At 68.7% G+C, this 14,289-nt stretch carries 13 protein-coding genes; 6 read left to right on the forward strand and 7 right to left on the reverse strand.

What is annotated here, in order from left to right; genetic code table 11:
• Window positions 1-4 precede the first annotated feature (4 nt).
• The 5 genes from hemC to hemE all read right to left on the reverse strand — a co-directional run bounded on the left by hemC (window position 5) and on the right by hemE (window position 5,673).
• Entirely contained in the window at window positions 5-979 is a 975-nt protein-coding gene (hemC, locus tag D9V34_RS10715) for a hydroxymethylbilane synthase (RefSeq protein WP_121688798.1), read from the reverse strand.
• A complete protein-coding gene (locus tag D9V34_RS10720; protein WP_396822693.1) occupies window positions 976-2,145 on the reverse strand; it encodes a ferrochelatase in 1,170 nt (389 codons plus the stop codon). Before D9V34_RS10720 ends, hemC begins: the two co-directional genes overlap by 4 nt.
• Before the next feature lie 161 nt (window positions 2,146-2,306).
• Window positions 2,307-2,999, reverse strand: coding sequence for a hydrogen peroxide-dependent heme synthase (gene hemQ / locus D9V34_RS10725; protein WP_121688980.1), 693 nt, complete (start codon window positions 2,997-2,999; stop codon window positions 2,307-2,309).
• An 8-nt stretch (window positions 3,000-3,007) separates the two neighbouring features.
• Window positions 3,008-4,582 carry a protoporphyrinogen/coproporphyrinogen oxidase gene (locus D9V34_RS10730; RefSeq protein ID WP_121688800.1) on the reverse strand — a complete coding sequence of 525 codons (1,575 nt, stop codon included), beginning with the start codon at window positions 4,580-4,582 and terminating at the stop codon, window positions 3,008-3,010.
• Window positions 4,579-5,673, reverse strand: a complete 1,095-nt coding sequence (hemE, locus tag D9V34_RS10735) for a uroporphyrinogen decarboxylase (RefSeq protein ID WP_121688801.1) — start codon at window positions 5,671-5,673, stop codon at window positions 4,579-4,581. Before hemE ends, D9V34_RS10730 begins: the two co-directional genes overlap by 4 nt.
• Window positions 5,674-5,792: 119 nt before the next feature.
• On the opposite strand from hemE, the gene D9V34_RS10740 reads away from it, so the two are divergent.
• Window positions 5,793-7,139, forward strand: coding sequence for a glutamyl-tRNA reductase (locus D9V34_RS10740; RefSeq protein WP_121688802.1), 1,347 nt, complete (start codon window positions 5,793-5,795; stop codon window positions 7,137-7,139).
• A gap of 108 nt (window positions 7,140-7,247) precedes the next feature.
• Window positions 7,248-8,108, forward strand: a complete 861-nt coding sequence (locus D9V34_RS10745) for an ABC transporter ATP-binding protein (protein ID WP_121688981.1) — start codon at window positions 7,248-7,250, stop codon at window positions 8,106-8,108.
• A gap of 563 nt (window positions 8,109-8,671) precedes the next feature.
• Here D9V34_RS10745 and D9V34_RS10750 read toward each other — a convergent pair.
• Window positions 8,672-9,469 carry a PIG-L family deacetylase gene (locus D9V34_RS10750; protein ID WP_121688803.1) on the reverse strand — a complete coding sequence of 266 codons (798 nt, stop codon included), beginning with the start codon at window positions 9,467-9,469 and terminating at the stop codon, window positions 8,672-8,674.
• On the reverse strand, window positions 9,462-10,616 hold the full coding sequence (locus tag D9V34_RS10755; RefSeq protein WP_121688804.1) for a glycosyltransferase: 1,155 nt from the start codon (window positions 10,614-10,616) through the stop codon (window positions 9,462-9,464). Before D9V34_RS10755 ends, D9V34_RS10750 begins: the two co-directional genes overlap by 8 nt.
• A gap of 137 nt (window positions 10,617-10,753) precedes the next feature.
• On the opposite strand from D9V34_RS10755, the gene D9V34_RS10760 reads away from it, so the two are divergent.
• The 4 genes from D9V34_RS10760 (at window position 10,754) to D9V34_RS10775 (ending at window position 14,285) form a co-directional block, all read left to right on the forward strand.
• A complete protein-coding gene (locus tag D9V34_RS10760) occupies window positions 10,754-11,263 on the forward strand; it encodes an RNA polymerase sigma factor (protein WP_121688805.1) in 510 nt (169 codons plus the stop codon).
• Window positions 11,260-11,853, forward strand: coding sequence for a methylated-DNA--[protein]-cysteine S-methyltransferase (locus tag D9V34_RS10765; protein ID WP_121688806.1), 594 nt, complete (start codon window positions 11,260-11,262; stop codon window positions 11,851-11,853). The genes D9V34_RS10760 and D9V34_RS10765 overlap by 4 nt, the downstream gene beginning before the upstream one ends.
• Window positions 11,850-12,497: a DNA-3-methyladenine glycosylase I gene (locus D9V34_RS10770; protein ID WP_121688807.1), complete on the forward strand. Its 648-nt coding sequence runs from the start codon at window positions 11,850-11,852 to the stop codon at window positions 12,495-12,497. Before D9V34_RS10765 ends, D9V34_RS10770 begins: the two co-directional genes overlap by 4 nt.
• Window positions 12,498-12,677: 180 nt before the next feature.
• Entirely contained in the window at window positions 12,678-14,285 is a 1,608-nt protein-coding gene (locus tag D9V34_RS10775; RefSeq protein WP_121688808.1) for a hypothetical protein, read from the forward strand.
• The last annotated feature ends 4 nt before the right edge of the window (window positions 14,286-14,289 follow it).

A 14,289-nucleotide genomic window follows, 5' to 3' on the forward strand; every position in this document is an offset into this window, starting at 1 on the left:
CGGTCTAGGTCAGCGGCGCAATCTCGGCGGCACCGTCGGCGAGCAGCGCATCGGCCAGGTCGGATCCCAGCCCGGCTGCGACACTCAGCAGTGTGTCCGCCGAGACCGCGACACCCTCGGTGCGTTCGCGCAGGTCGGTCCCGGTGGGGGCATAGACGGCCGCGTGCAGCGCCAGCGTTCCGCCGGAAAGTAGCGCGTGAGCCCCAATCGGTGCCGCGCATCCGGCTTCCAGGCGGGCGAGCACCGCGCGCTCGGCGGCGGCCTCCGCACGGGTTTCCGGGTGCTCGATGGCGTTCAGGGCCGCGCGGATCGGATCGGTCACCGGTGCGGCCACCGACTCCGCCCGCACCTCGATCGCCAGCGCACCCTGGGCGGGAGCGGGCGGCCACTCGGACAGCTCAAAGCGCTCGGTGATCGCACCGTCTCGGCCCAGGCGTTCCAGTCCGGCCACCGCGAGCACGACCGCATCCAGCTCGCCCGAGCTCACAAAGCCCAGGCGGGTGTCGATATTGCCACGGATATCGACGATCTCCAGGTCGGGACGGCGACGACGCAGCTGCGCGATCCGCCGCGGGGATCCGGTCCCCACCCGGGCACCCTCGGGTAGCTCGGCGAGGGTCAGCCCATCGCGCGCGCACAGCGCGTCCCGTGCATCCGCCCGCTCGGGAACCGCACCGATCGCCAGGCCCGGGGCCGCGGCGGTGGGCAGGTCCTTCATCGAGTGCACAACCAGGTCACACTCCCCCGCGAGCAGGAAGTCGCGCAGGGCCGAGGCGAACACGCCGGTGCCGCCGAGGCTCGCGAGCGAGGCCCGGGTGACGTCGCCGTGGGTGGTCACCGGGATCAGGACGGTCTCGATGCCGGTGGCCGCGGTGATCGCGCGAGCGATATCGCCGGTCTGCGCCAGCGCCAGGGCGCTGCCCCGGGTACCGATCCGCAGAACGGTACCCGGGGCAGCGGAAGAATGCTGCTCGGTCACGGGGCGATTCCCGCCAGGGCCGGCTTGAAGCCCGCCCGCACGTTCTCGCAGCAACCCGGACGGCACACGTCATACCAGGGACCGAGGTCGGTCATCGCCGGACGCTCGGACACCGGGGTGCCGTCGCGACGCTCCAGAACCAGGTCCACCAGACCCTTCACAAACTCGTGGTGAGTACCCGGGGTGGGCACCCGCAGCGAGTACAGTCCGGCGTTCTCGGCCGACTCGGTGGCCTCGTTGTCCAGGTCCCAGAGGACCTCCATGTGGTCGCTCATGAAGCCCAGCGGCACGATCACGACGGCGCGGGTACCGGCGGCCGGCAGCTCCTCGATCACGTCGTTGATGTCGGGCTCAAGCCAGGGCATGCTCGGCGGGCCCGAACGGGACTGGTAGACCAGCTCCCAGGGCACATCCTGGTCCAGGGCCAGCTCCTGCTGAACCGCGGCCATGACCACCTCGGCGACGGCGAGGTGCTGGGCGGCATACGCGCCCCCCTCGCCGAAGCCGCGCTCGGACGGACCCGAGCGCACGGCGTCGGTGGACGGAATCGAGTGGGTCGCAAACAGGACCTTGACCTCGCGGGCCAGGTCGATATCGCGCACATCCTGGACGATCTTCGCCAGCGCATCGCCGACACCCTCGATGAACGGGGTCACAAAACCGGGGTGGTCGAAGAACTGACGCACCTTGTCGATTTCGATCTGGCCCTCCAGGCCGGTCTCGTCCAGCGCGATCGCGAAGTCCTCGCGGTACTGACGGCAGGAGGAGAAGGACGAATACGCACTGGTCGCGATCGCGATGAGCTTGCGGTAGCCGCGGTCGTGGGCCTCCTGCACGGCGTCGCGCAGGTAGGGGTTCCAGTTGCGGTTTCCCCAGATCACCGGCAGGTCGATGCCGCGGCTGGCCAGCTCGGCCTCCAGGGCCGCCTTGAGCTCACGGTTCTGGTCGTTGATCGGGCTCACACCGCCGTGGTGGCGGTAGTGCACGGCCACCTCTTCGAGGCGCTCCTCGGGGATGCCGCGGCCGCGGGTTACGTTGCGCAGGAACGGAATCACATCGTCCTGACCCTCGGGTCCGCCGAAGCCGGCGAGCAGGATCGCGTCGTAGTCCACCGGGGTCTCGACCCAGGGGGCACCGGAGCGGGCGGCTTCGGTTGCACCGGGCACGATGTCCGCGGGAGCAGCAGCCTGGGGCGCGGCGGCCACGGTTGCGACGGGCGCAGTTGCGGTCGGCGCGGTTTCGATGGTCACGGCCTCGGCCGAACCCTCACGCGAGCAGGCACAGTTGCCGCCGCAGCCGCCGGTCTGGGCGGGAGTTTGCAGGTCACTCATCGGATCACCTCAACAATCTCGGCCGCCTCAATCCGCCGGCCGGTATAGAACGGTACCTCTTCGCGCACGTGACGACGGGCGTCGGTCGCACGCAGTTCACGCATCATGTCGACCAGTTCGGTCAGCTCATCCGACTCGATCGGCAGAATCCACTCGTAGTCTCCCAGGGCAAAGGAGGACACGGTGTTGGCGATGGCCCCACGGAAGGTCGCACCCATCCGGCCGTGCTCGGCGAGCATGCGGGCACGCTCATCCTCGGGGAGCAGGTACCACTCGTAGCTGCGCACAAACGGGTAGACGGTGATCCACTGCTTGGGATCCTTGCCGGTCAGGAAGCCGGGCACGTGACGCTTATTGAACTCGGCCTCGCGGTGCACACCCAGCGCGTTCCAGGTGGGCAGCAGCTCGCGCAGCAGCTCGGTGCGGCGCAGCACGCGGGCGGCTGACTGCAGGTCCTCGGCGCGGTCGCCGTGGATCCAGATCATCAGGTCGGCGTCGGCGCGCAGGCCCGAGACGTCGTAGAAGCCACGGGTGACCACGCCGTTTTCGGCGAGGGTGTCCACGGCGGCGTTCAGCTCGGCCACGGCGGCGTCGGAGTACTCACCGCGGAACGCGGGGTTACGACGCAGGACAAGCCAGAGGGTGTAACCGAAGGGAGAGTCCGGGGTGTTTACCGGGCTGGTGTCGATGGACAAAGCTACTCCTTTGAATTCGGACTGTTATCGGATGTGGGGGTCTGGGTGGGAGCGGCGAGTTCGCCGTTCTCCAGGTATTCGGCGGCGATCAGGTGGCGCACGCGCTTCGCCGTCTCATGGGCATCGGGGACCACCGAGGCGAGCCCGGTTCCCGACAGCCAGGCACCGGTGACATCGAGTCCCGGAACCGCGGCCACGGCCGCGCGGATCCGCTCGGCCCGCTCCCGCGCACCCTGAGCAGAACCCGGCGGGGTGCTGCGCCAGCGGGTGCGGGCGAACCCGGCCACGGTATCGGCGGGCAGGTCCACGCCGAGGATCGCGGCGGCATCGGTGCGGGCGATCTCGGCCAGCTCGGCGTCGTCCCGCTCCCCCAGGGCTACCGGGTCGTAGGACAGCCGGACCGCGTGACGTCCGGGATGCTCGGCCAGCGCCTCTGCAAGCCAGGCCCACTTGGCACTCGAGTGGGTCAGGGCCTTGGCCTGGACGCCGCTCTGTCCGGCATGACCGGCGATCAGCACGCCGCTGCCGCGCGGGTGCCCGTCCAGGTTCGGGGCGTCCAGCAGCAGCGAGGCGAGGACCGCCTCGGGGGAAACCTGGGCGGTCTCCTCGGCCAGGGCCGAAACAACCGGAACCAGCAGGTCAAACGCGGGCAGCTCGGCCGTGGCCACAATCACCCGGTCGGCATAGAGCACCGTGTGATTTTCCAGGCGCAGGGTCCACAGCGTGTGCTCCCCCGGGCCCTCGGAAATCGAGTAACCCTCGGTGGCCACAAAGTCGTCGGAGTTGATGATCGGCAGGTCCTCGGCGGACACCGCACCGGCGAGCAGCCCGGCCACCGGCGTTCCGGTCTGGATCACACCGCCGCGGCGGATAATCTCCGCCGCCAATACCGAAACCAGCGTATGCATGCCGCCGATGATGCCCTCGACCTTGGCACCCGCGCGGGCGGGGCCGGAGGCATCGGTGAGCTCGGCCACGGCCGCGCCCAGGGAACCGGTGCGGGTCAGCGCCTGGTTGAGGCCCGGGGCGACGCGATCCACGTCGATCTCCTCGGGACCCACCGAATACACCCCGCGCACCACCGGGGTCACCAGCTCGGTGAGCACCGCATCGCCCATGCGCTTGCGCACGAGCTCGGCGAGGTTCTTTTCGCGGCCGATGGTCAGCACCGGACGCACGCGGTCCAGGTAGGCGCGCATGACACCCTTGGACCCGATCACTCGGCGCACATCCTCGGCCAGCGGGTTAGCCGGGATTCCCAGCAGCGCGGTCTTGGGCAGCGGCACCGAGGCACCGTCGGTGCGGCGCAGCCAGGCACCGGCCGGGTTCGGGGCAACGATCTGGTCCTCAAGGCCCAGCTCCACCAGCAGCTCACGCACGTGGCCGCCGCGGGTCGCATAGCTCTCGGCACCGCCATCCAGGACGGTATCGCCCACGGTGACCGGGGAGACCGATCCGCCCAGCAGGTCGGCGGCCTCGATCACCGTGACGCGGATACCCACGCGCAGGCAGTCGAGTGCGGCCACCAGGCCGGCGACCCCGCCGCCGACGATCACTACATGACGCGGTTCGATCACAGCGAGTGCACCAGCTCTACCACGCGGGTCAGCACGGTCGGGTCGGTCTCCGGCGGGACGCCGTGCCCGAGGTTCATCACGTGGGCAGGGGCATCGAGCCCGCGGCGGTGCACGTCGCGCACGTGCGCCTCCAGAATGTTCCAGGGGGCGGCGAGCATCGCCGGGTCCACGTTGCCCTGAACCGGGACGGAGGCACCCAGGCGACGGATTCCCTCATCCAGCGGTGTGCGGTAGTCGATCCCCACCACGTCGGCCCCCACATCGCGCATCTGCGGGAGGATCTCGCCGGTGCCCACACCAAAGTGGACGATCGGCACGCGGGTTTCGGTGCCGGAGGCCTCGAAGGTCAGATCACGCACGAAGTCGAGCACGCGAGCGCTGGCCGGGGCCACGTGACGCACGTAGTCCTCGGGCGAGAGCGATCCGGCCCAGGAGTCGAACAGCTGCGCGGCCGAGGCACCGGCGAGAACCTGGGCGCGCAGGAAGCGGCCGGTAATCTCGGCGGTCCAGGTCATCAGCGCGGCCCAGGATTCGGGGTCGGCGTGCATCATGGTGCGGGCGCGGATATGGTCCTTGCTCGGGCCACCCTCCACCAGGTAGGCGGCGAGGGTAAACGGCGCGCCGGCGAATCCGATCAGCGGGGTGGTGCCGAGCTCGGCCACGGTGCGGGCGACGGCGTCGATGATCGGGCCCAGGGCGCTGTCCAGCTGGGCGGGATCGTTCTGCACCAGCTCGGCCACGTCGGCGGCGGTGCGCACGGCCTTGCCCATGACCGGTCCGCGACCGGGCACGATCGACACATCCACGCCAACCAGCTTGAGCGGAACAACGATGTCGCTAAAGAAGATGCCCGCGTCCACCGCGTGGCGACGCACCGGCTGCAGCGTGATCTCGCTGGCCAGCTCCGGGGTGAGGCACGCCTGGAGCATTTCGGTGCCGACACGCAGTTCGCGGTACTCGGGCAGGGAACGCCCGGCCTGACGCATGAACCAGACGGGGGTCGTGGCCGGACGGATGCCGCGATACGCTGAAATCAGCGGGGATTCGGCGGTGAGGCCCGCCTGAAGCGGGTGTGTGGTGGGGACAAGCATGACCCCATCATCTCAAACCTCACGGCAAAAGTTGCCGACACCCGGTCGAGTCGCCACCGACAGAGTGTCGGGAAGTATGTCCCGGTCAGACGCGAAAAATCTGGGGTTAGTATGGATGGGTGCTGATCTGTTTGACCGCGAGCCACAAGAACTCCTCCTTCGACCTTCTCGAACGTCTCTCCGCCGCCGAGGGACGCCTTGAGCGCGCCCTGCTGGACGCCGACCCGACCATCGCCGGGGCCGTCATCATCAATACCTGCAACCGCTTTGAGGCGTATGTGGAACTCGATAGCGCGGGCACCCCGCCCCAGGCACGCGCGGCGCTGACCGCGGCCGCCGCGTCCTCGGCCAATCTCGACTCCGCCGAGCTGGTAGACACCTGGGATCTACACGTGGGCGAGGAAGCCGCACGACACCTGTTCGCCGTGTCCTCGGGCCTGGAATCCGTGGTCGTGGGCGAGGGAGAAATCGCCGGTCAGGTGCGCCGGGCCCTGGAATTTGCCCGCGCCGAGGACACCACCACGAGCGACCTCGAACGACTGTTTCAGCGCGCCTCGCAGACCTCCCGTGCAGTCAAAAACAAAACCCCGCTGGGACGCGCCGGACGCTCCCTGGTGCGCCTGGCCCTCGACCTCAGCGACAGTCGCGTGCCCGACTGGTCGGCCCTGCGCGTGCTGCTGATCGGTACCGGTGCCTACGCCGGGGCCAGCCTGGCCGCGCTGCGCGATCGCGGCGTGACCCAGGTGTCGGTCTACTCCCCCTCGGGACGCGCGGCAAAGTTCGCCCAAAGCCACGATATTGAACCGGTGGCCGCCGCCGACTTTGAGACCGCGGTGGCCGAAGCCTCGCTGATTGTGACCTGCACCACGGCCACCGACTATGTACTGGATGCCGACACGGTAACCACCGGAAGGCGACACGCTCCGCTCGCGCCGCCGCAGCTCGGACACGAGGATGCACCCGGCTGCCCGGTGATCGCCCCCGCCCGCCAGCTGGTGATTGACCTGGGCCTGCCCCGCAACGTCAACCCCAACGTGGTGGAGGCCGGGAGCATCGAGCTGCTGGATCTGGAAACCATTCGTCTGCACGCCCCGCTTGAGGAGGTCCAGGCTACCGATCACGCCCGCGTGCTGGTCAACCGGGCCGCCAAGAAGTTCATTCAGGTGACGTCCGAGCAGGGCCTCGACCCGGCCGTGGTCGCGATGCGTCGACACGCCCATGCGATCCTCGAGGAGGAGGTGGCTCGGGTGGCCCCGCGCGACCCCGACGGCGTGGCCGAACGCGCGCTGCGCCACCTGATGGGACGGATGCTGCACGTGCCCACCGTGCGCGCTCGGGAGCTCGCCCGAGCCGGTGAGCACGACCGCTATCTGGAGGCGCTGGAGACCCTGCTGGGACTCGCGGTGCCCGCCGCCGCGGACCAGGTCGAGGCCGAGGTGCCGGAATCGAACCGTCGGGCGTCGTAACGTCGACACCACGTCGGCACGATTCCCCTAAATTCGCGCTACCGTGTGGTGAGGATACCCTCACTACACCCCATCCACGTCGGGAGAAACATGACCCAGCAGGCAGCGATGAACGTCCCGTCACACGCCACCACACACACCGACGCCGCATCGACCGAGGCAGGCGCGAAGCTGCGCACCGACGCGGTCTCGATCGGCTACGATCGCCGGGTCATCAGCTCCGAGCTCTCGGTCGAGATTCCCGACGGCTCGTTTACGGTGATCGTGGGACCCAACGCGTGCGGGAAGTCGACCCTGCTGCGCTCGCTGGCCCGGCTGATCACCCCGAGTGAGGGCACCGTGCTGCTGGACGGAGGCGACATCGCCAAGCTCGGCACCAAGGAGCTCGCGCGCCGGCTGGGCCTGCTGCCGCAGACCTCGATTGCGCCCGATGGCATCCGGGTGGCCGATCTGGTGGCCCGCGGGCGCTACCCGCACCAGGGACTGTTCACCCGCTGGTCAGCCGCCGATGAGGCCGCCGTGTCCGCGGCGCTTGCCGCCACCAAGACCACCGAGCTCGCCGACCGCCTGGTGGAGGAGCTCTCCGGTGGACAGCGTCAGCGCGTATGGGTCGCGATGGTCCTGGCCCAGGAAACCGGGGCCGTGCTCCTGGATGAGCCAACCACCTACCTCGACATCGCCCACCAAATCGACGTCCTCGAACTCTTCCGCGACCTGAACCAGGGTGGACAAACCCTGGTGGCGGTGCTGCACGACCTCAACCACGCCGCACGCTACGCGACCCACGTGATCGCGATGAAGGACGGCGCCGTGCGCGCCAGCGGAACCCCCACCGAGGTCATCACCGAGGAACTGGTCGAGGATGTCTTCTCGCTGCCCTGCCGTGTGATCACCGACCCGGTCACCGGCTCACCCCTGGTGATCCCGCTCGGCCGCTCCACCACAACTGAGGCACCCGCGGCACCGTAACCTCAGCGCCTGCACTTGCATTTGCATTTGCATTTGCATTTGCATTTGCATTTGCACCAGTATCGGCGTGGTGTCGATATCGGCGTGGGCACCGGTATCGGTATCGGTATCGGCACGGTCTACTATCCCTGGACGCCGTCTCACCAGGACCCGGCCACACTCGATCGTCATCACGGGGGCATCCCCCTTCCGCGCGCGACCCCGTTTTGACACGTCAATTACGCGTCAAAACGGTGTCGCGTTTAACAAGGCAGGTGCCTCAACGTCTCAGCGTCTCAGCGTCTCAGCGTCTCAGCGTCTCCACACCCCAGCATCCCGGTGCCCCAGCGTCAGCGTCCCGGCATCCCAGCATCCCAGCATCCCAGCATCCCAGCATCCCAGCGTCTCGGCACCCCGGCTTCCCGGCATCCCGGCATCCCAGCATCCCTGCGTCGGTCACCCAACACCCAGGCACCCCGGCAGCTTAGTAGCCCTGTCTCGCGGTGCTGGCCGTGAGCCCCATGGACGTCGCGGACGTGCGCATGGCGTGTATTCCGCGATGCGCAATCTCCGGGGAGGACGCCCTAGCGCAGCCGCCGGTATCGCTCGACCGTCTGCAGGTCCTGGTGCTGGCCGCCGGAGTGGGTGATCGAGGTCTCGGCGAGGCTGAACTGGCTAGCGTGGGCGGCGTGGGCGGCACGCACACTCGCCGCGTGAGCGTCGCGGCGAATCTCCAGGTCGAAGTCCGTGTCCGCCGGATCCAGCACCACAAACAGTGGCAGGTCCAGGGCTGTGGCGACCCGCAGCGTCGCCTCGTGGGTGGCAAGGTGATCGGGGTGTCCGTAGCCGCCGTCGGAGTCATAGGTGACCAGAGCGCAGAGACCCGATGCATCGGACGCTGAGGACGCAGACGCAGACGCAGTCACAGCCGCAGCCGTAGCCGCAGCCACACCCGAGTCGACCGGCCCGGCGGCCAGGATCAGCGCGCGCAGGTCGGCATCCACCTCATCCGGGTCGGCGGCGGTCAGGGCCTCGGGATCGCGGTCGGGGGCGGGGGCCGCGCGTCCATCGGCACCCCAGACCATACCCGAGTCACGGTAGTGACGGCGCCCCTCGCCCAGGTAGTGGTGCCGGGTCACTCCGAGCGCACTCAGGGCCGCACGCAGCTCCTCGGCGCGCACGGCGGTCAGGTCGGCACCCTCCGGGACCGAGCCGGGCACGATCTCCCCGCGTTCGCCTCGGGTCGCGGTAATCACGGTCACGGGGACTGACGCCTCGGCGAGCGCGGCGATCAGCGCCGACGTGGTGAGGGTTTCATCGTCGGGATGTGCGTGCACAAACACCACCCCCGGGCTGAACACCGCGGGGAGCGCGCTAGTCATGAGCCGGTGCCGCGATCAGCTCGGTGTACAGCTCGCGCACGCGAGCGGCGGCCACCCGGGAGTCGGTTTCGGCCGAGTACTCGCGGCCACGCTGGCCCAGCTCCCGGCGACGCTCGGGGTCGTTCATCAGCGACATGATCGCCTCAGCCCACAGCTCGGGGCTGCGCTCATCCACGAGGAGACCGCTGACACCCTCACGCACGGCGTCCTGCAGCCCGCCGGCGCGGGAGGCAATCACCGGGACACCGCTCGCGGCCCCCTCGGTGGCGACCAATCCGAATGTTTCCGAGTAGGAGGGAATCAGCACGATCGCGGCCGACCGCATGGCCGCGGCCAGGTGCTCGCGGTCTAGGCTGCCCAGCAGACGGATGTCGACCCCGGCAGCCGCAGCGTGATCGGTGATGCGACGTCGGTGCGTGGGTGTTCCTCCGCCGGCGATCCGCAGCTCGGGTCGCTCATCCACGGGGATGTGGGCGAGCGCGTCGATGGCCAGATCGATGCCCTTGACCGTGCGCAGGCGTGCGGCGATCAGCAGGTAGTCCCCGGCTGGTCCGCCCGGGTGGAAGAGTTCGCGGTCCACACCCGGTGCCACCACGCGCACGTTGCCCTCGGTGATCTGTGCGGCCTCGGCGCGGCTGAGTGAGATGACCAGGTCGCTCTCGCGGGCAAGCCAAGCCTCTCCGCGGAACCGCTCGGGCTCCTGTGGGCCGGCTCCTGGTGGACGCAGGGTCGCGGTGAGGGCGGCCAGGGTATGGAAGGTCTGCACGTGCGGGACACCCCAGGCGCGGGCCACCGGCAGCGCGGCCATCCCTGAGTACCAGTAGTGGGAGTGGATCAGATCATAGCGCTCCCCGGCGGCGAGCTCGCGAGAGAACGCCTCGATCAGCGGCGGCAGCAGGTCCGGCTTGTCCAGGTAGCGGGGGTCGCCATCATCGATCAGGCGAACCCGCAGGCCCGGCTCCAGCTCCACCACGGCGGGGTCGTTGGGGTCGGTGCGTCGCGTGATCAAATCCACCCGTTCCCCGGCACGCACCAGGGCGCGAGCGAGGGTGAGCAGGTAGATGGTCATCCCACCGGCCTCACCGGATCCAACCGGTTCGAGCGGGGAAGAGTGCAGGGCGACAAGCGCAATGCGACGTGCGGTCACGGCGATATTCCTTCCGAGGGCCCGCGATTGTGAGGGCGAGCCACGGGTCAACGTTACCGGCTTCCCCGGTCCAACCTCACATTTGGTGGGCGGTGCGCGTTAGCCTGACAGAACATGCCACCCACCCCGAGGATTCCATGCCCACACCACTTCCGTTTGAAACCGCGATCGAGACGCACGGTGCCACCGTGCTGCGCGTCTGTCGCGCGGTCCTCGGTGGGCACGTCGATGCCGAGGACGCCTGGGCCGAGACCTTCGTGGCCGCGCTGGCCGACTGGGATCGGATCGCCCGGATCGAGAATGTGCGCGGGTGGCTGGTGACCGTCGCTCATCGCAAGGCGATCGATGTGCTGCGGGCGAAGGGGAAACAGGGGCCCAGCCTGGATGTGGTGCCCGAAACACCCACGACGCTCGGCATCCCCGAGGCCACCCATCTAGATCTCTACCGGGCCATTGCCCTCCTCCCACCCGGTCAACGCACGGCGGTTACCCTGCACTATCTGGCGGGCCTCCCCTATGCCGAGGTGGCTGCGGAGACCGGCATCAGCCCGGCCGCCGCACGTCGCGCCGGTGCCGACGGGGTGCACGCCCTGCGCGCCACCCTGACCCTTCCCTTCCCAACTGACACGGACGGAGAATCCGCATGACCGCCTTTGACACCGCTCCCGAGGAATCCGCCGTGCTCACCCGGCTGCGCGGTAATCTCCTCACTCACGCACGCACCACCGGCACTCGCGAGGTGGCCTACTCCATCATCGACTCACCGCTGGGCCGCCTTCTGCTGGCCGCCACCCCCGAAGGGCTCGTGCGGGTGGCCTTCGAACGTGAGGACTTCGACACCGTCCTGGGCACCCTCGCCGAGAAGATCGGACCGCGCATCCTGCGCGATGCCGACCCGGTGGACCGCGCCGCTCACGAACTGGATGAGTACTTCGCCGGTGAACGTCGCAGTTTTGACCTCACCCTGGATCGCCGACTGACCACCCCGTTCCGCGGCGAGGTCCAGCGGTTCTTGCCGTCCATCGAGTTTGGGCACACGCTCAGCTATCGCGATGTGGCCGAGGCGCTGGGTCGGCCCCGGGCGATGCGAGCGGTGGGAACCGCCTGTGCTACCAACCCGCTGCCAATCGTGGTGCCCTGTCACCGGGTCCTGCGCACCGACGGGCAGCTGGGCGGCTACATCGGTGGGCTCGATGCCAAGCGCGCGCTGCTTGAGGCCGAGCGGACCAGCGCATGACCCAGGAAACAAACGCCAACGCCACCGCCCACGCCACCGACGCGATCAGCATCGACCTCATCATCGGCGAAGACGGACTCGCCCGCCCACCCTGGGCCGCCGGCGACCCGCTGCTGCGCGCGTACTACGACACCGAGTGGGGAATGCCGGTGCGGGATGAAGCCGGGATGTTTGAACGGATCAGCCTCGAGGCGTTCCAGTCCGGTCTGTCCTGGGCGACGATCCTGCGCAAGCGTCCGGCCTTCCGGGCTGCCTTTGCCGGATTTGATCCCGAGCGTGTGGCGTCGTTTGCCGATGCCGACATCGCACGCCTCCTGGGTGATGCGGGCATCGTCCGCAACCGACGCAAGATCGAGGCGACCATCCAGAACGCCCGGGCGACCCTGGCCCTACGCGACGGCGGCTCGGACCTGGCGGAGCTGGTGTGGTCCTTCCGGCCGGCCCAGACTCCGCGGCCGCTGCGAATCGCCGAAATTCCCGTGAAATCGGCCGAGTCCGAGGCCCTGGCAAAACGGCTGCGCGCGGAGGGCTTCACGTTTGTGGGGCCCACCACGATGTTTGCGCTGATGGAGGCGTGCGCGATCGTGGACACCCATCTGGTGGGCAGCCACCGCCGCGCGACCTCGGGGGTCTGGACCGCGTAGTTGGTGTCGCATTCCGACCCTAGATCCGCGGCGTGGAGAGGTGAATCCCCAGCCAAAAAACGGCATACTGAGTCCAGCGGTGGCATCCTCGGCCCTCCCCTGGCACTTTCGTGCGGGGCCGGCCCCGCGGAAGGACTGCGGATGATGACGACGCCGGTACCCCCGGATACACGCACGCGTATGACGCGTCTGGGTGCCGAGCTCCTGGGGTGGGGATCGGCGCTGCTGCTCACCGTGATCGCGCTGGCTCACCTGGTCAACACCGACCGTGCGTGGCTACTGTTCCACGACGGCGACTCGGTGTTCCCCCTGCTGGTGCACGCCTCGATCGCCTCGGGTGAGCCGCAGCACTGGGCGCTGTCCAGCGTGCTGTTCATCCCCGAACTCGGGCTCTATTTTGTGCTGGCCACCGTGTTCGGGTCGGGACCGGCGGCCCAGCTCGCGTTTGCCGTCTGTGCAATGCTCCTGATTTATGGGGCGCTGCGCTTCACCGCGGGTGCTATCCGGCGCGACCTGGCCCGTCCCGGCCAGCCCAATCGGGCGATCATCGCGGCCCTGGCCGGGTTTGCCGTGCTGGTGTTCCTCACCCTCACCGAGTCGAGTATCAATCGCGGGAGCTTTGAGCTCACCACCCTGGTGATGACCACCACCTACTATGCGGCCACCACCATCGCCCTGCTGTTTGGGGTGGCACTCTGCGCATGGGTCCTCGGTGCCGCCGGAGCGGGCACCCCCACCGCCTCACGTCCCCGCGTTATCGTCGCGGTCGTGATGCTGGGTGCCCTGGTGACCGTCTCCACCCTAAGCAATCCCCTGATCGCCGGCTGGCTGTGCGTCCCGGCGATCCTGGCCCTCGGGTTTGGCTGGCTGCTGCGACTCCCCCGATCCCCGCGCGTCCCGATTCTGCTCGCGCTCACCCTGACGCTGGGTACGGTCCTCGGGTATACCGCACGCGGTGCACTGGGCGATCTGATTGCCAAGTCCGCGGACACCTATATCCGCCCCGATGGTCTCTCGATCTCGCTGTCCGCCTACGGAAAGGCAGCGGCCGAGTATCTCTCGACCCCGGGCGGCATCATCGGTGCCCTGATTGTGTTGGTATGCGTGGGAACCGGCGTGTTTGTCATCGGGCGTTCGGTGCGCGAGCACCGCCCGGTCACCCTGTTTGTGGCCCTGATGGCGGTCGGTTCTCCGCTCGTGGTGGTGGGCGGCGGACTGCTGCTGGGGACGGATGCCCCACGCTATCTGACCCCGATCTTTTTTGCGCCGCTGCTCGCGGTGACCGCACTGTTTGCCGACCAGCGCGTGTGGCCAGCCTGGCTGGAACGCACGGCCGAACTCACCGCACATCGCTACTCGGTCGCGCAACGAGGTGCCTCGGTGGTGCTGATCGCCGCGGCGATGATCGTGATCACCGTGGCGGTCATGCCCGACCGCACCCGAGCGAATCAGTATGAGGCGGATATCGTTTGCACGGCGAACTGGCTGGCGAGCCATGACGGGATTGCCGTGGGATCCTTCTGGGATGCTCGCCCGGTCAACGGCCAGCTTGCTCAGCCGGGCAAGCTACTCCAGGTGGACTATGCGTTCAACCGCTACATCTGGCTGGACAACCGGGCTACCCCGACGCCGGAGAAAGCCGCGGTGGTGGTTCAGGGCCCCTGGGGTGCGGTGAACGTGCCCGAGCTGCCCGCGGGCACCCGCGCACCCGAGGTGATCCACTGTGGCCAGTACACGATCACAAACTTTGGTAGCCCGGTGATCCCGATCGGCCCGCCGCACGCCTAGCGTG

Origin of the sequence: Mycetocola lacteus (assembly GCF_003667575.1) — a bacterium.
GTDB lineage: Bacteria > Actinomycetota > Actinomycetes > Actinomycetales > Microbacteriaceae > Mycetocola > Mycetocola lacteus.